Annotated in this window: 13 protein-coding genes and 1 pseudogene; 9 read left to right on the top strand and 5 right to left on the bottom strand. The window is 60.2% G+C overall.

What is annotated here, in order from left to right; all coding sequences use genetic code 11:
* The first annotated feature begins 2 nt into the window (after positions 1-2).
* The 3 genes from FJ950_RS23775 (at position 3) to FJ950_RS23765 (ending at position 2,862) form a co-directional block, all read left to right on the top strand.
* On the top strand, positions 3-1,001 hold the full coding sequence (locus FJ950_RS23775; RefSeq protein WP_140619040.1) for an ABC transporter permease: 999 nt from the start codon (positions 3-5) through the stop codon (positions 999-1,001).
* Positions 998-2,179 (top strand): ABC transporter permease, encoded by a 1,182-nt coding sequence (locus tag FJ950_RS23770; protein WP_140619038.1) that lies wholly within the window; start codon positions 998-1,000, stop codon positions 2,177-2,179. The genes FJ950_RS23775 and FJ950_RS23770 overlap by 4 nt, the downstream gene beginning before the upstream one ends.
* A gap of 203 nt (positions 2,180-2,382) precedes the next feature.
* Positions 2,383-2,862: a class I SAM-dependent methyltransferase gene (locus FJ950_RS23765; protein WP_140619036.1), complete on the top strand. Its 480-nt coding sequence runs from the start codon at positions 2,383-2,385 to the stop codon at positions 2,860-2,862.
* A 118-nt stretch (positions 2,863-2,980) separates the two neighbouring features.
* Here FJ950_RS23765 and FJ950_RS23760 read toward each other — a convergent pair whose 3' ends face one another.
* Positions 2,981-4,396, bottom strand: a complete 1,416-nt coding sequence (locus FJ950_RS23760) for an adenylate/guanylate cyclase domain-containing protein (protein ID WP_140619034.1) — start codon at positions 4,394-4,396, stop codon at positions 2,981-2,983.
* Positions 4,397-4,497: 101 nt separating this feature from the next.
* Here FJ950_RS23760 and FJ950_RS23755 point away from each other — a divergent pair, with 101 nt between their 5' ends.
* From FJ950_RS23755 to FJ950_RS23740, 4 genes and pseudogenes are all read left to right on the top strand, one after another.
* Positions 4,498-5,427, top strand: a complete 930-nt coding sequence (locus FJ950_RS23755) for a hypothetical protein (protein WP_246677748.1) — start codon at positions 4,498-4,500, stop codon at positions 5,425-5,427.
* 73 nt (positions 5,428-5,500) lie between these two features.
* A complete protein-coding gene (locus FJ950_RS23750) occupies positions 5,501-6,022 on the top strand; it encodes a GNAT family N-acetyltransferase (RefSeq protein WP_140619032.1) in 522 nt (173 codons plus the stop codon).
* Positions 6,023-6,207: 185 nt separating this feature from the next.
* A pseudogene (locus FJ950_RS23745) lies at positions 6,208-6,501 on the top strand (IS1 family transposase); the annotation flags it as partial.
* 348 nt (positions 6,502-6,849) lie between these two features.
* Positions 6,850-8,229 carry a hypothetical protein gene (locus FJ950_RS23740; RefSeq protein ID WP_140619030.1) on the top strand — a complete coding sequence of 460 codons (1,380 nt, stop codon included), beginning with the start codon at positions 6,850-6,852 and terminating at the stop codon, positions 8,227-8,229.
* A 22-nt stretch (positions 8,230-8,251) separates the two neighbouring features.
* On the opposite strand, the gene FJ950_RS23735 is transcribed toward FJ950_RS23740, so the two are convergent.
* Complete coding sequence (locus FJ950_RS23735) at positions 8,252-10,015, bottom strand: adenylate/guanylate cyclase domain-containing protein (RefSeq protein ID WP_140619028.1); 1,764 nt, start codon at positions 10,013-10,015, stop codon at positions 8,252-8,254.
* A 239-nt stretch (positions 10,016-10,254) separates the two neighbouring features.
* On the opposite strand from FJ950_RS23735, the gene FJ950_RS23730 reads away from it, so the two are divergent.
* Together FJ950_RS23730 and FJ950_RS23725 are read left to right on the top strand one after the other, a co-directional pair.
* Positions 10,255-13,554 (top strand): adenylate/guanylate cyclase domain-containing protein, encoded by a 3,300-nt coding sequence (locus FJ950_RS23730; protein WP_181166422.1) that lies wholly within the window; start codon positions 10,255-10,257, stop codon positions 13,552-13,554.
* A 19-nt stretch (positions 13,555-13,573) separates the two neighbouring features.
* Entirely contained in the window at positions 13,574-14,254 is a 681-nt protein-coding gene (locus FJ950_RS23725; RefSeq protein WP_140619026.1) for a redoxin domain-containing protein, read from the top strand.
* Between the two features lie 126 nt (positions 14,255-14,380).
* On the opposite strand, the gene FJ950_RS23720 is transcribed toward FJ950_RS23725, so the two are convergent.
* From FJ950_RS23720 to FJ950_RS23710, 3 genes are all read right to left on the bottom strand, one after another.
* The gene (locus FJ950_RS23720; protein ID WP_140619025.1) at positions 14,381-15,451 is read right to left on the bottom strand and encodes an adenylate/guanylate cyclase domain-containing protein; all 1,071 of its coding nucleotides are present in this window, start codon (positions 15,449-15,451) and stop codon (positions 14,381-14,383) included.
* A gap of 3 nt (positions 15,452-15,454) precedes the next feature.
* Entirely contained in the window at positions 15,455-15,949 is a 495-nt protein-coding gene (locus FJ950_RS23715) for a Rab family GTPase (RefSeq protein WP_140619023.1), read from the bottom strand.
* An 11-nt stretch (positions 15,950-15,960) separates the two neighbouring features.
* Positions 15,961-17,496, bottom strand: a 1,536-nt coding sequence (locus FJ950_RS23710; protein ID WP_140619021.1) for an OmpA family protein, incomplete at its 5' end; no start/stop codon positions are given.

Below are 17,496 nucleotides of genomic sequence, written 5' to 3'. Positions count from 1 at the left end.
GCGTGTTTCGATATATTGTCTGGCGCATCGCTGTGATGGTTCCAACGCTGCTGATCATATCGGCGCTGGTGTTCACGATCATCGAGCTTCCCCCAGGCGACTATTTCGACAGTTACATTTCCGAGCTTCGGGCCCAGGGCGAAGCGGTAGATTCCGACCGCATCCAAATGATGCGGAAGGAATATGGTTTCGACCAGCCGCCGGTCATTCGCTACTTCTACTGGGTCGGCGGGATGCTGCACGGCGATTTCGGCTATTCTTTCGAATATGAGCTGCCGGTTCGCGACGTCGTCGGGGACCGAATGTGGCTGACCGTGCTGGTTTCCTTCGTCACGATCATCTTCACCTGGCTCATCGCCTTTCCGATCGGCATGTACTCCGCCACACATCAATACAGTTGGGGCGACTACGGCCTTACTCTGTTCGGGCTTCTCGGCCTGGCCATTCCGAATTTCATGCTGGCGCTGATCCTGATGTATTTCGCCAATATCTGGTTCGGCACCTCCATCGGTCATCTCATGGACCCGCAATATCTCAGTGAGCCAATGAGCTGGGCCAAGGCGAAGTCGATCCTCGCCCATCTGTGGATCCCGGTCTTGATCATCGGCACCGGCGGCACGGCAAGCATGATCCGGCGCCTGCGCGCCAATCTGCTCGATGAGCTTCACAAGCAATATGTCGTGACCGCGCGCGCCAAAGGCCTTCATCCCTTCAGGGCGCTCGTCAAATATCCGCTGCGCATGGCGCTAAATTTCTTCATTTCCGACATCGGCTCTATCCTGCCGGCCATCATCTCCGGTGCTGAAATCACCGCGATAGTGCTGTCTTTGGAAACGACGGGGCCGATGCTGATCAGAGCGCTGCAAAGCCAGGACATGTATCTGGCAGGGTCTTTCCTGATGTTCCTTGCCTTTCTGACCGTGATCGGTGTCCTGATTTCCGACCTGGCGCTGGCGCTGCTTGATCCACGAATTCGTTTGCAGGGCGGCAGCACCAAATGAACAAGCAATCGCCCCTGCCCGCTCCGGGTGCCCCACTGCAACACTATGTTTCCATCGCGCCCTTTGACCTGCAATCGGTCGAGGCGATGACGGCCGAGCAGTCGAAGGTCTTTCAGGCGTCGCAGTTGCGGCTGATGTGGTGGAAATTCCGACGGCACCGGCTTGCTCTTGTATCCGGCATATTTCTGGCAGCGCTCTATTTCGGGATACTGCTCTGCGAATTCATAGCGCCCTACAATCTGCACACGCGCAACATGGACTACATTTATTCGCCGCCGCAGCGGGTACACCTGTTCCACAACGGCCAGCTTGTCGGGCCCTTCGTCTATGGTCGCCAGATGACGCTGGATATGGACACACTCAAGCGCAACTACATCGACGAACAGGATGACGTTCAGCGGATTCGCTTCTTCTGCAAAGGCGACAGGTACCGGTTCTGGGGCCTCCTCGAAGGTGACAGGCATTTCTTCTGTCCTGCCGAAAATGGCCAGCTCTTTCTGGCCGGCACGGACAGGCTGGGGCGCGACGTGCTCTCGCGTATCATCTATGGCGCACGCATTTCACTAACAATCGGCCTGGTCGGCATCAGTTTCAGCTTCCTGCTTGGCATTGTCATAGGCGGACTGGCTGGGTATCACGGCGGTATCTTCGACCTGATCGTTCAACGGATAATCGAAGTTCTGCAATCGATCCCCAGCATTCCGCTATGGCTGGCTCTGGCGGCGATCATGCCGATAACTTGGAGCCCAATCCTGATCTATTTCGGCATCACCGTCATCCTCGGGCTGCTCCACTGGACCGGACTGGCGCGGGCCGTGCGTTCAAAGCTTCTGGCCTTGCGCGAGGAGGATTACGTTCTGGCGGCACAATTGATGGGCGCCAGCAGCAGCCGCATTATCCGGCGGCACCTCATCCCCGGCTTCATGTCGCATCTGATCGCGACCGCCACGATCTCCATACCCGGCATGATCCTGGGCGAGACGGCGCTGAGCTTCCTTGGGCTGGGCTTGAGGCCACCGACAACCAGCTGGGGCATCCTGCTAACCGAGGCGCGCAGCGTCAGCGTGATCGCGTTCTATCCATGGCTACTTTTGCCGATGCTCCCGGTCGTTCTCGTCATCTTGGCGTTCAACTTCCTCGGCGACGGCCTGCGGGACGCCGCAGACCCCTACAAGTGAGATCGCTATTCAGGCGGCACGCTGTGCCGCCTGTTCCACCCGTTATAATCCCTGCGGCCGTACTTGTTGCAGTGTTCATCGTCCGCCCTTATATGTGCCGACACTCAATCGAGCTTAGCGCGTCGCCTTGGGGATGCACTCGTGAACAGGTCGTGTCGCGGGCATAGCCGATCTCTTGATCTGGTTCAGGATACAAAAAGCATATGAGTCGTCTCGAGAATTTCATCAGCAGGATGACAGCACAGCGTGACATTCTCGATCACGTCTGCCCCGAGGTGGCGAAGATGGAAGGGCTGGTGCTCGAGCTCGGCCTCGGCAATGGCCGGACGTTCCACCATCTGCGCGAGCGCCTGCCCGGGCGCCGGATCGTGGTGTTCGACCGCGAAGTCGGCGCACACGCCAGCTCAATTCCCGAAGCTGAAAACCTCGTGCTCGGCGAAATACGCGAAACCGGCCGCAAGTTCATTGGCATCGAGGCCGCCCTTGTTCATGCCGACATCGGGACCGGCTATGATGATCGCGATGCAGTGACCGCTACCTGGCTTCCCGATCTGATTGCGAGCCTGCTTCGCGTTGGCGGCTTCGCCGTCAGCGGCACGCCGCTCGATCACCCGCTGCTGCAACGCCTTCCGGCGCCGACGTCGGAGCCTGCCGATCGTTATTTCCTCTGCAAGCGCTTGTGAGCGGCCGAGAGCGCTCTACCATAACGCTGCTCCAGCTCTTTGTTTTAACGCAGTTCCCAAGCGAGAGCGCTACGCCCGCCTTTCCCCCGGAAACGTTTCGCACTCATCCTGCAATTCCTCAGGGGATTGTATACACCGCGATCTCCCGCTCAATGCCGCGCAGCGAGACTTCGTGAGGCACGGGCGTCAGCGCGTTCCTGTGCAACAGATCGGCGGTGAGATTGTCGTCAACCACCGCGCGGGTGGCGAAGATCGCCTGTGCGTTGGCCAGGTTCTGGACCCGTGAAGCAATATTGACTGTCTGGCCAAAATAGTCCTGCCGCTCGTTCATGGACACGGCGATGCAAGGGCCGGCATGGACTCCGATCTTGAGCAGCAGGTCCTCGCGCCCGCTTTTTCCATTGAGCCCACGCATGGCATCGCGCATCCTGAGGGCCGCGGCCACCGCACGATCAGGCGTCGCGAAGGTCGCCATCACCGCATCACCGATCGTCTTCACCACCGCGCCCGCCTCCGCCGCGACGATCTCGTGCAGCACCTGGAAATGCTCGCGCACCAGATCGAAGGCTGACAGATCGCCGACCCGCTCGTAAAGCTCGGTCGATCCGCGCAGGTCGGTGAACAGGAAGGTCAGGCTGGTGATCTTCAGCCGCTGGTTGATATCGAGCGTGTCCGTGCGATAGAGATCGCGAAACGTCTGGTTGGTGAGCAAGCGCTTGGCGGTCAGGAAGGGCCGGCGCTTGCCCAGGAAATCGTGCAATGCGTGGCCGGCGATGAAGACCGTCGGCAGCACGCGGGTTTCGGTCCTGTTTTCCAGGGAAATGCGCAAAGGGCCTGGTTGCATCTCCAACGTCTGGTTCTGGACATGGTCGCGGTCGAAAACCAAGGAGAGGCTTCGGCGCTCTTTTGTTGGTTCGCCCTTAGCGTCGATGAACTGCGCTGAATGCGTGACCGGCTCGAACACGATGACGAATTCAGGCGGAAGCTGTATGGGCAGAACCGCCTTTTCACCGGGCGCAAGCTCGATATCCTCCAGCGAGAACGCTTCCATCTTCTCCGCCAAATCTTCTTCCGGCAGGTCGGCGCCGGACGCCAAGTAGATCTGGCGGAAATATTCCACCAACGGCAGTTCGTGTGGAGTGTGGGCGGCAATCTTGCGTATGCGTGGACTGACGGTGAATGTCACCTCGACCATCTCGTCGAGGGTTGGCGAATAGCCCTCGGAGCAAAGCGCGCAGGTGTATTCGTCCTTTTGCATGGTTTTCAGCGTGGCGTTGGTGTCGAGCACGCCGCCGCAGCCCGGGCATAGAACATTCCAGGAAATGTCGAAGATGCCCACCCGCGCCGCATGGAGAAAGGCGCTGATGGTGCGTTCCTCGTCGAGGCCATTCTTGCTGGCGAAGGCCAGCCCATTGATGCGGCAAAGCTCGCGGTCCTTGCCCTCGGCGATGGTTCGCCGGATCGCATCGATTGCCTGCGGTTCGACATCGGTCGATTGCCGCAGAAGTGAGAACAGATCCTGAGCTTCGGTCATGGTGCAGGCTCCGGAAAATTGCGCCCCGAGGCGTATTGGCCGGACTGGGCTTCGGTCCGCGCACCGCATCTTACGTCGAAAGGGATCGAACGGCCATTCGAATGGATAGATCTGATGACAGCTCAATTTGCATGCGGCGGATTTTCACCGGCCGCAAGCGGCACTATGATGGGTGCATGGGGCATTCATCTTTGGGGCTTTCTCCCGTGCCGACATCCAACAACCCGCCACTTCCCGCGGCGCTACGGCTTTTCTCGGCTGGGGTCATTATTGTCCTCATCGTCGGCGCCGGCCTGTTTTTCGCGCCTGCGCTGGTCAAGCCGCGCTGGCCCTGGCCCGTCACGCCGTTCAGTGCCCGCTTTCTCGGCGGCTTCTACACCGCCGAAATGGCAGTGATGGCGGCGCTCTTATTCTGGAATCGCTGGTCGCCGGGCAGGCTCGTGCTGGTCATGGCGTTCATCTTCACCCTCATAGTGTCGGTGGTTTCGTTGATCAATCTCGGCTATTTCGACTTCGAGCGAAAAGCGGCCTGGCTCTGGTTTCTGGTCTATCTTGGTTCGGTCGCCGTATCGGGGCTGTTCCTGTGGCGGGCCAGGGCCCGTCAGCCAGCAAGTGGCGTGACCCCAAGCCCGGCATGGCGCAGCTACATGTTGGCGGAAACGGCGGTCCTTTGCCTCTATGGCTTGGGCATGTTGCTGTTTCCCGCTATGGTCAGCAGCACCTGGCCATGGACGGTCGATCCCTTCCACGCCCAGGTCTACAGCGCCATCTTGCTCGCCGGCGCTGGCGGCACCTACCTTATTTGGAAAAGCGCGCCGCGCGAAGAATTGCTGGTGCTAGGCCTGGCGCAATTTCTGGTCGGCCTGCTTTCCATCCTTGGCCTCGTCATCACCGACGGCGCGGTGCACCGGATCGACTGGACGGCGGCCGCTACATTGAGCTGGCTCGCCCTTTTCGGCTGGATCGGCATCAGCGGCGCCTTAAAACTCTACACTGGCTTTCGGTATTTTGGTTTGCATTCGACAGCATAGGCGGCAGAGACGGCTGGATTTTCAGGTGACGTCCGGTGCATCGTGAGGGGCCGATACATTTCGCCAGGAAGCCATGACCAGCACGACCTCGCCATCCGAGAAGATCCAGCCGCAGCTCCGGGCCGTCCGGCGAAGCGATGCGGAGGCGCTTTGCGCGATCTTCAACATGCCGGGCTTCCGCTGGGGCACGTTCAGGATGCCCTTCGAGACGGTGGACCAGGTTGAGCGGCGCATCGCCAAGTCCGGCCAGGAAGACACCTGGATTGTCGCCGAATTGGACGGCAAGGTCGTCGGCCATGGCAGCCTGGTCGTGCAAAGCTCGCCGCGCCGTTCACATATCGGCGAAATCAATATCGGCCTAGACGACGGCTTTGTCGGCAAAGGTATCGGCTCTGCCATCCTTGGCGCGCTGCTTGACGTGGCCGACAACTGGCGCGCCCTGAAGCGGGTCGAATTGAGCGTCTATGTCGACAACGAACCGGCCATCCACCTCTACACCAGCCACGGCTTCGAGGTCGAAGGCCGGCATGTGAAGGCCGGTTTTACCGACGGCCAGTACCGCGACCTCCTGAGTATGGCCCGGCTGCGGTTCTAAGATCCGCTTTTATCAACGCTGCTGGCGACACGAGCGCGGTCGACAGCAGGTATCCTCGGAGTGCCGGGACCGCGACAACACGCAATCTGAGGCTCATTGCATCGTCCCCGACAGCCTAGTTTATGGCGTTGACGTAGACAATTCGTGCCGGATCCGGGTAGTGGGTCAGTTTGAAATTCAAGTATGTCAGCACGTCATTTGCCGAACGCCAGAACCTCACCGTGCGGATGCACATGCGCCGCTTTACGGGCCTAACCAATGGCTTTTCCAAAACGGTTGAGGCTCACGCCAACGCGGTCGGGCTGCATTTTATGTATTACAATTTTGTGCGCATCCATGCCACTTTGCGCGTGACGCCTGCGATGGCCGCTCGCGTGACTGACCAGCTTTGGGAGATTAGCGACATAGTTGCGCTTATCGAGGCGAAGGAAGCCGAGAAGCCAATGGTTCGCGGCCCGTACAAGACGCGCCCCGCATGAACATTGTGGTTCCATGACTGTCTATCGTCGGCCCGATCTATTTCGCCATTCGGGGCTTTCCCGTTGAATTCGTTTTGGTGTGGGCCGCTATATGGACGGGGCTCGCGCCATCGCTACTTGGAAACCGATTTTCGCTGCTATCAAAGGCGACTGCGACCAGCCACCGTCATGGCTCGACCGGCATCCTTCCGTCACTTTGGTCGGAGTCTTTGCAGCTACACTGGCAATGGTCGAAGCGACGCATGTAGCAGTCTACTATTGGACGATCTGGCGGTTGATTTCAAACTGACCCACTACCCGGATCCGCTCTCACTTGGCGTTTGCCCCGCAAGCGGCTAGACGGGACCGATGACCGACGGCTTTGATCCAACCCCTGCGCCTCCGGCGGAAATTCTGGCTGTACTGTCGCTGCTCTGCCCGGAAGTCGTGCGTGACATCGAGCAGAACTGGAATGCTCCCGTTTCCGACTACGCCCGCCATCTGTGGCGGCCGGTGGCAAGGCCAGTATCAAGCCCGGCGATCGCTGCCCGCTCGATCCTGCGCGAAGTCTTGCATCAGCGCCTCGGTGTAATTATGCAGCCTCAGCAGATCGGCAAGGCCCTCGATGAGTTTGAGTACAGACCGGTGATTCAGTCCGGTCTGCACTGCCTGCTTCTGATGGACCGGACCACCTTCGATGCCCTCCTGTTTGCCTGGCTCGGCGCGGTCGAAAACGGGCTGTCAGCCTTCGTCGGCTTCATGGGAACGACGATGACCATGGAGACAATTGGCCGGGAGGGGCCCGGGTGGCTCGATGTCGGTGACGACAAGGTCAACCTGTTTGGCATGGGGCGCCACAAGCTGTGCCGCAAAAGCGCCTGCGCAGCCGGTCCCGTCTCCCTCAACAAGCGCGCGCTCGAAGCGGTGGGCGATGAGACGGATGCCAGCCGCTGGCTAGGTACGCTGCTTGCCCGCCAGGATAAGGTCTTTGGAACCGCCGCCGATGCCATGACAGCGCTGAACGAGGATCTGGTCGCCAACTGGGATCGCTCCGGCATGGCCCTGCCGGTTTTCATCGATGATCGCCTCGCCGCGGCTGCCATGGCGCGGCATCTACAATATGACGGCGGTCTTCTTTCCAGGCTGCTCATCGAACCCGCAAGACGCCGGCGTCTCGAACATGCCTTGCAAGAGGCCGCATCGGGCCCATTCGGCAGGTTCCTCCCCAATGCCACGGACTATTTCTGGGGCATCCGCGAGGAGCGCGTGCGCAAGCTCGTTCTTGAGGACGGGACCCTGATCGAGCTTGATAAGCCGCATGGTCTGTCCATCCCCTTCGAGCGGCCGCATCTCAAGCAGGCGCTGCTTGACGGCGTGCTGCTGCCGAACTTGTTCCTGACGTTCCTGGTTCTCGCCATCTTGCCGCGGGTGCGGGTTGTCGGCGGCCTGAGACAGATTGGCTATGTAGCGCTTTTCCACTCGATCCTCCTAGCTGCGTTGGACGAAACCGCACCGGAAGAGCGTGATCTGGCTGCGGAGCTGCAGGTAAGGGAAAATGCTTGGGGCACCCGGGTCATCGATGAAAAGATTTCGGTCCGCGAGCAGCTTGCCGGCCTACCGGAAGGGGCGCTCTTCGCGGACCTGCTCCGGCAATACCGTTCGCGGACATTTGCCGAGGCCACCGACAACCTGAAGCTCGTCCGCGAAAACGCGCGATGGCGCAAGATCGGCCAAGCCTACAGCGTCTGATCCGGACGCCTGGCCTCACTTGTTATTGCTCAATACCGGCCTTGCGGAGCCCCTCCACCATGAGTTCGAAATCGGCAGGGTTCTTGTAGGGCAGGATTTTGCGACGGTATTCCAGCGAATAGTCGGGATTGACGCGAAGCACGTCCCGCCATGCCGCTTGGGCCTCGGCGAAACGGCCCAGCTGGCCGTAGCTGGCGGCCAGAAGCGCCCGCGATACGTCGGTGACAGCGTTGCGAGCCAGCCGTTGCAGCAAGAGGTCAGCGGCCTCTTCGTACCTTCCAAGTTGAAACAAGGCCAAAGCTTGAAAGTGGAGAAGCACATCCGGGAAATATGGATTCAAGAATTTCCCCCGGGCAAAACTCTCGAGGGCGTCTTCGGATCTGCCCGAATAGTACAACGCCTCGCCGAGGGCAACGTGCGCTTCGGCGAAGTTCGGATTGAGGACGAGCGCGCGCTCGGCCTCGTCGACGGCCCCATCGTGTCGCCGTGTGTACAGCTTGACAATAGCAAGCGCCCAGTGCGCCCAGGGATCGCTGCCATCCAGCATTACCGCTCGCGTTGCGGCCTCGTCCGCTTGCGCCATCGATTCGGGCGGCGACGCACCCCAGCGGTTCAGGTAATCGATGCCGTGGGTAAGGGCCAGGAATGCGTGGGCAGAGGCAAATTTCGGGTCCAGTTCGATGGCACGTTGCAAGAGGTCGCGAGCCGCGACGTTCGTCTCCCTCGTCAGCCGGTGCCACAGCTCCCTGCCCCGCAGGAAATAGTCATACGCCTCCGTATTGCGCGGGTACTCGGGCGCCAGCCGCTGCCGATCGCCCGCGGTCAGATTAAGCGACAGCGCGCCGACGATCTGTTGCGTCACGTCGTCCTGCACGGCGAATATGTCGGTCAGGTCGCGATCGAACCGCTCCGCCCAAAGATGGCCGCCCGAAGTTGCGTCGATGAGCTGCGCGGTGATGCGCACCCGGTTCCCTGACTTGCGTACGCTACCCTCAAGAACATACCGCACGCCGAGTTTCGTGCCCACCTCCTGCACATGGACGTTCTGGCCCTTGAAGGTGAACGACGAATTGCGTGCGATGACGAAGAGCTGCGACAGTTTGGACAGGGCAGTGATGATATCCTCGGAGATGCCGTCGGCGAAGTAGTCCTGTTCGGCGTCACCGCTCATGTTGGCGAACGGCAGCACGGCGATCGACAGCTTCGGCGGCACTGCCGTAGCCGGCCGGCTAGTTGCGCTTTCCGGGATCGCGGTCCCAGCGCTGCCAACTTGTAGCGAATAGACCCGGATCGGCTCGGCGATGTTCTTGAGCTGTGTGCTGCCGAGATCGCTGACGGAGAGGTCGAGCCTGGCCTTGACCTGGCGATAGGCATCCTCGGACAGGCAGATGGCGCCGGCCGCCGCCAGTCCCTCCAAACGCGAAGCGATGTTGACGCCGTCGCCCATCAGGTCGCCGTCGCTTTCTTCGACCACATCTCCCAGATGGATGCCGATCCTGAACTCAATACGGCGGTCTTGCGGCACGCCGGCATTGCGCTCAACCATACCATTCTGAACCTCTATGGCGCAGCGCACGGCATCCACCACACTGCGGAACTCAACCAGGGCCCCATCGCCAGTGCGCTTGATCACCCGGCCGTGGTGCACTGCGATGATCGGATCGATCAGGTCGCTGCGCAGTGCCCGCAACCTCGCCAATGTACGATCTTCGTCCGCGCTCGCGAGCCGGCTATATCCGACCACATCCGCAGCTAGAATTGCGGCTAGCTTACGATTCTCGCTCAAGGGTCCGTCTCCTTATCTTCACGATAGCAGGAAGACCGAACCAAGAGGGAACTTTTGCAACCGACAGCCACGCAGAACCGAATTGGCTGCGCGCGCTGTCACAGGCCCACCCGATCGCCCGATGCCCATTTGCGCTGCCACTTGCCCATCCACCGCTATGGGTTCATGCTTGTGAATACACCGGCCGGGAAATGCGTAGGGAGAACACGCCGTCGCGGCCCCTAGTGAGGTCTGGCTCGATGGACTGCGCAGGCTGCGGTTTCGAGGTTGAGGGCGGTTACGCTTTCTGTCCGAGGTGTGGCAAGCGCCAGCCCGTGCCATGCGCCAGTTGCGGTTATCCCTGCGCATCTGATTTCGGGTTCTGTCCGAAATGTGGGGCAAGCGTCGGTGCGCCGGCAAAAGCCGTCGAACGGCTTGCTCCGACACCAAGCCGAACCATTGTGCCGCCCTCTCGAACTCCGTCGCTGCTTGCGAACACTGATAGCGACGAAGGGCTGCAGCCCATCTCTGACGCCGATCGCCGCACGGTAACCGTCCTCTTTGCCGACCTTTGCGGCTTCACGACACTCAGCGAGCAGCTCGACCCTGAGGTCATGCAAACGCTGCAGAACGAGCTGTTCAAGGAATTGACGGCGGCGGTGCAAAATTTTGGTGGGTTCGTCGACAAATTCATCGGCGATGCACTGCTCGCTTTGTTCGGTGCGCCGGTCGCGCATGAGGACGATCCGGAACGCGCGCTTCGCGCCGCTCTCGACATGATCGCCCGGACGGCGCGGCTCGGCGAAAGCACCCCCCATTCCGGCTCGCCTCTATTACTTCATATTGGTATAAACACTGGCCCCGTCGTTACTGGACGATTAGGCATCGGCATCGCCAAATCCTATTCGGTGACCGGCGACACGGTGAATACAGCACAACGCCTGCAATCGCTGGCCGCACCGGGAGAAGTGCTGGTAGGCGAACTCACTCACAGGCTGACCCGGCATGCCTTCTCTTACGAGTCGATGGGTGATGTCGTGCTTCGCGGCAAGGCCGGCAGTGTGCTCGTCCATCGATTGGATGCACCGCTTGCGGAGCCGCGTGCAGCGCGTGGGCTCGAGGCGCTCGGCCTCAGCGCGCCGATGATAGGTCGCGGTGCGGAGCTCAACAGAACGCTGGCGAGCCTTGACCAGGCGTGCGGCGGCACGGCCCAACTTGTCCGCCTCGTCGGAGAAGCCGGTATCGGGAAATCGCGGCTGGTGAAGGAGTTCGTCGCCCGTGTCGGCGACGAGGACCGTTTTCGCAACGTCGCCGTGCGACAGACCACGTGCTCACCACTGGGCGAACAATCATTTGGCGCCCTGGGGGCAGTGGTGCGCAGTGCTGCCGGGATGATGCAAAACAACGATGGGAACGATATGCGGGGGAAGCTCTCAGGCTTGCTTGCCGATCTCGGCCTGCAGGGCGAGGAGGCGAAGCGGCTGATGCCTTTGCTCTACCATGTGGTTGGGCTTGGCGACCCGGATGCCACCTTGCAGCATGTCGAACCCGAGCAGCTACGGCGGCAAATCTTCTACGCGGTCCGCACCATCATCGAACGGCGGCTTGCGTTGTCGCCGCTGTTGATTGTCGTCGAAGATCTGCACTGGGCCGACGCCGTTTCGCTCGAGGCACTACGTTTCGTGATGGACAGGTTGGAACGCACGCGGTTAATGGTGCTGGTCACGCATCGCTCGGCACCGGAGAGCGGCCAGCTCGACTCAGGTCGGGTCAGTCACACGGCGCTCAGGCTTTCGCCGCTCAACGGCGATGAAGGGCGCAGCCTGCTGGTGGCGCTTTTCGGCGAGAGCTGGGTAAGCTCCGCAGCAGGGCTCGTCGATCAGATCCTCGACCGAGCGGGTGGCAACCCTCTTTTTGTAGAGGAGATTGTTCGCGGCCTTGTTGATCGCGGTGTACTGGTGCGCGAGGGGCAACGATGGCGGACCGTAGCAGGCGAAGTCGCAACCGACATTCCCGCCACTATCCAGGCAATGTTGCTTGCTCGCGTCGACCGGCTGCCACAAGAGGTGCGCCGGTTGGCCCAGGAAGCCGCGGTAATCGGCGCGCGCTTCGATGCCACCCTTCTGAAGACCGTGACAGCCGACCCCGCCCGGCTAGAAGCAGGCTGCGAACTGCTTTGCGATGCGGAAATCATCGAGGAAGTTGCCGGATTAGGCTCCATCTCGTCGCAAAGCTACCGCTTTACGCAAAGCTTGTTGCAGGACGTGATCTACCAGAATCTGCTCCGGCAACGCCGGACCGAAATCCACGGGCGGATAGGTGCTGCCTTGGAGCAACTGTGCGGCGATAATCCGGAACGGCTCGAGGACTTGACCGTGCTCGGTCACCAGTTCGCACAAAGCGCCGAGCGGGAGAAGGGCGCGCATTACCTGCAGGCGGCCGGCGATCGCGCCCGCATGATTTACGCCAACGACGACGCCCTTCGTTTCTACGAGCGAGCACTGACTGCGTTGGAGGCGACCGGGCAAACACCGCTCAAACTGAAAATTGCCGAGCGCATTGCCGATTTGAGCGGCTCGGCGGGCCGCCGCGAGATCGCGCACCACCACTACGAGGCGGCCTTGCAGGCATACCGTGAGTCGGCTGATCGCGTAGCCTCTGCGCGCGTTTTGCGTAAAATCGGTCGGCTGCTCTGGGACGTCGGCAAGCGGGACAAAGCAGAATTCCGCTACGCTGAAGCGGCAGCGCTCCTCGAAGGAGCGGATGCTCCGGTCGAGCAGGCGCATCTCTGGCAAGAACGTGGCCGACAGGCGTTCCGTAGCGGAGATCACGCCCTCGCGGCAAAATGGGCAGACGCGGCGTTGGATTGCGTACGCACTCGCACCACGGAGCATGTCTCCGAGGTGGGGCGTGATGCCACTCTTGTGACCGCCGAGGCACTCAATACCAAGGCTGTCGCACTGGCTCGCCTTGGACGAAACCGTGAAGCCGTGCGTCAGGTCGAGCATAGCATTGAATTGGCCGAAGCCGCCGGTCTGCTGGGCGCGGCCTGTCGCGGCTACACCAATCTAGGCGTGCTTTACACGACCATCGATCCCGCACAGGCGATGGAGGTCTGTCGGCGCGGTCTTGAAGTCGCGCGCCATATTGGGGATTTGGGCTTCCAGGCGCGCCTTCTCGCCAATCTGGCGGTCGCTTGTTGTACTTTCACGGATCGCTGTCCAACAGAGGGCGTGCCTGCTGCCGAGAAAGCTATCGAGATCGACCGCGCACTCGACCAGCGAGAGCACCTGCCGGTGCCGTTGCTTGTGCTTGGGCAAATCCACCAGTGCAACGGCCGTCCGGAACTGGCCCTTGGCTTATTCCACGAGGCACTGGAGGTAGCGCGCGAAACGGGCGAACCCCAACTGCTGTTTCCGTGCTATGATGGTCTGGCAACGCTTAATCTCGACCTCGACAATCTTGCCGAGGCAGAACGCTACTTTTCCTTGGCGCAGGGTATATGCGCCCAGCACGGGCTCGACCCGGAAGCGCTTGTGGTGCTGCCCTTTCTCGATTAGCCGGGGTTGGAGGTTGGAAATGTCCGCGCGTAGTGACTTGGTACCGCTTCAACTGGGCGACCGTGCGCCGAACTTGGTCCTCGACGCCATTACCCAGGATGGCAAGATCGCGCTTGACGACTTTCGCGGACAAAAACCGGTGCTGGTTGGTCTGTTTCGAGGTCTGCATTGTGCGTTTTGCCGGCGCCATATCGCCGCTCAGGCGCGGCTTGACCCGGAGCTGCGCGAAAAGGGCGTGGAGAGCCTGACCGTGGTCAACACACCGATCGAACGGGCGCGTCTTTATTTCCGCTACCACCCGATGCCGACTCTGCTTGCGGCCTCGGATCCTGAACGCGCTTCGCATCGTGCTTTTGGGCTGCCCAATCTCGAATTCACCCAAAACGAGACCAACTGGCCGTACAAGGTTTCGATCGCAGCGGCGAAGGATATGCTGGTCGACATGCCAAGCGAGTTGCCCGGTCCAATGGATCCTTTTGCGGCCACCGAAATCCTCAACAAGAGCGATAATTATGAAGTGACCGAAGCCGACGAGCAGATGATGGCGACGGGACACGGACAACTGATAGGCCAGTTCCTACTGGACCGGCAAGGGATTGTCCGCTGGAGCTTCACGGAGGTGCCAGAAGGTGGGCGATACATGTTTGGGGCGCCCAACCCGCAAGAGCTGATGTCAGCCGTGTCCCAAGTCGCCCAATAAGTTTTTCGGGAGACTGCATTGCTGCCATCTGCAATGCGGACAAGAAGGCCACTATCGGTCAAAACTTCGCGTTACAGCTTGGGGCTTGAGATGAATGGGCTCACGATCGGCACTGCTGCGCGGCAATCAGGCCGGGAGCCGCCACATTCGCACACGACCGGTACCACGCAATTCCGTTTCCTCGAGTGGGTCGCAAGCAAAATTTGGTCCAAGCATTTGGCGAGTTGCATCCGAAATGCGGATTTCATCGGGCTCCGCCGAGGTTTGAATACGCGAGGCAAGATTGACCGTCTCGCCCCACAAATCATAGGCGAACCGCCTCTTGCCTATGACGCCGGCGACGATTGGCCCTGAGTGAATTCCAATTCTGAGTCTCAGCGGTTCTCCTGCGAAGCGTTCGCGCTTGACCGCCTTACGCAGCTCAAGTGCATAGCGCGCGAGTGCCTTCGCATGATCGGCACGCGCGGTGGGCAGGCCAGCGACCACCATCACACAATCGCCGATTGTCTTGATCTTTTCGCAGCCGTATCGTTCCGAGAGCCGATCCGCCGCCTTGAAGAAGTAATTCAAAATTGCGAGTGTCGTTACGGCTCCGACGCTCCGCGCTCGTTCTGTGAAACCGACTATGTCGGCAAAAAGCACACTCACTTCTGCATGGTTGTCAGCAATTTTTTTGTGCGCCTTTAGCCGCTCCGCGATCGACGCCGGAAGAATGTTGAGGAGCAGGGTTTCGGCGCGATGGTATTCACGCGCCAATCCTTCCTGGCTCTTCCTCAACGCCTCGTTCGTCGATTGTAATTCCTTGTTGAGTTGACGCTCCCTCTCTTGCAGGAGGGTCATTTCATAAGCCTTTTGTTGAAGCCGCTGCCTATTGTCGCGTTCGGCAGTGGCGTCAAGAAAGAGCAGCCACACGCAGCCATTGTCAGCAAAAAAATGAAGGTCAGCGACACGCCCGCTGGGCAGTTCGACCATGGCAATGTGAAACGGAAGCTCCGGGCAAGGCAGCAAACCTTCCATGAATTCAAGCTGCTCGGCAACACGCTCGCCAATGCGAAGCGAGGAGAGCCCGTAATGCTCAACATTACCGCCCTTCGCAGCCACGCAAAGCTTTGGGTCGATTTTCAGATACGCGACGGAGTTCCCATTGTAGAAGAAATTGAAAATCCAACTGCTAACTTCTTTGGGCAATCCGTGCATGGTCTACTTGGTTACCATCAAGGCAAGTTGACGAAACGCATCATCGACATTCTCACCCGAGAGTGCACTCGTGAGATAGATTTGCCATCCACGCTGCCTGAGTTCGTTGATATCACCATCCGATATTGCCCACCGATCGGCCAGGTCGGATTTGTTGATCAGCACTACGAACGGCATTGCGCCGAATTCGGCCTCGGCCCGTTCGCGCAGCGTGAGCGCCACGGCAAGTGTCGCAGCGCGGGTTCCATCGACGACTAGCACAAGCCCGGTTGCACCTCGAACATAGCTGACGCGGAATGAGCCGATGTCGTCTTCGCCGGCCAAGTCCCACAAAATCAGATCGACGGTTTTATCCGGGAGTGCGACATTCTTCTTGTCGATTTTCACTCCCACCGTGGTCAGGTAGGTTTCTGAAAAAATGCTTTGCACAAACCTGCGAACCAGGCTCGTCTTTCCGACGGCGAACCCGCCCAGCATGCAGATCTTTTTTTGCACCATCTTGGGCTCCCCTAGTCCAGGTTTACCGTAATCGAAACCCGGCGATTGGTGGAGCTCCCGGCTTGACTGTTTTCAGGCACCAGCGGCTCAAAAGTGCCCGCGCCCCGAACCAGCAGCAGTTCCGGAGCGACGCCGCGTTTGTTGAGAAGCGCACGAACGGTCTCGGCGCGGGCTGCACTGATCGACGCGTTGGCCGTCTCACGGCCAGTGGCGTCCGAATGCCCGGTCAGCATGAAGCGCGCAGCTACGCCTGACTTGCGGGCATTTTGGGCGAATTCCTTTATCTGATCCGCCAGCCTGTCGAGAACCGGCAGCTGCTCTGGTCCCGGCACAACTTTGCCGGAAGAGAAGAAAATGTCGGTCGTCTGGATGGCCTCTCTCAAATAATTAAGTTCTGCAAGGTTCAGCTCGCGCAGCTGCGAGACATCCAGAACCACTCCGTCGGCCGAAAGCTGTTCAGCGGCGGCCTGCGCCCGGTTGATCCACGCAGCAGTCGCCTCCCCCACGACTAGGATGCGACCTTGGATGATCGAAAGCTGAACCGATTTCGGCGGGGACAGCGACGCCGTCAGCCGCTTCACCACGAACTTTGGATCAAGGCTCTGAAAGAATTGCCACTGTGAATGAACGCGGGCAGGATCAACCTGCGTTCCAGACAGCAGAGCTTGCGGGTCGGCGGCAAGCGGGTCTCTCAGGCCAGAAATGTAGAACTGGCCGCCCCTAACCGTTTGCTGAGCGACGATGATCCCCGGTTGGGCCTCAAGTCGCGACACATAATACTGCCAGTGCTCGGCCTCGCGTGCTTCGGGGCTCACATCACGAACCCTGGAGATGTCGAATTCCGGTCCGCCTACCGAAAGCTGTCGGGCCGCGGCGCGCGCCCGATCTATCCAAGTGTCGGGAGCCTCACCCTCGGCAACGATGCGATTGTCGACGATCGAAAGCCGAACCGATTTCAGCGGATACAGCGACACCGTCAGCCGCTTCAACACGAACTCCGGTTCAAGGCTCTGATAGGATTGCCATTGCGAATGGACCTTGCCGGGATCGAGCTGCGTTCCAGACAGCAGGGCTTGCGGGTCGACGGCAAGCGGGTCCCGCAGGCCGGCAATATAGAATTCGCCATCGCGTATTTTTTGTTCGGCAACGATGATGCCCGGCTGGGTCTCCAGTCGCGACACATAGGCCTGCCAGTGCTCTGCCGCGCGTGCTTCGGGGCTTACATCGCGGACCCTTGAGACATCGAATACCGGGCCGCCTGCCGAAAGCTGTCGGGCGGCGGCGCGCGCCCGATCTATCCAGGTGTCAGGAGCCTCACCCTGGGCAACGATGCGCCCATCGACGATGGCAAGCCGTATTGACGCCGGCGGAGTTAGCGACGCCGTCAGCCGCTTCAACACGAACTCCGGTTCAAGGCTCTGATAGGATTGCCACTGCGAATGGACCCGGGCGGTATCGAGCTGCGTTCCCGACAGCAGGGCTTGCGGGTCGACGGCAAGCGGGTCCCGCAGGCCGGCAATATAGAATTCGCCATCGCGTATTTTTTG

Origin of the sequence: Mesorhizobium sp. B2-3-14, from assembly GCF_006442175.1 — a bacterium.
Taxonomy (GTDB): Bacteria; Pseudomonadota; Alphaproteobacteria; order Rhizobiales; family Rhizobiaceae; genus Mesorhizobium; species Mesorhizobium australicum.
This window is presented reverse-complemented; position numbering and strand designations above follow the sequence as displayed.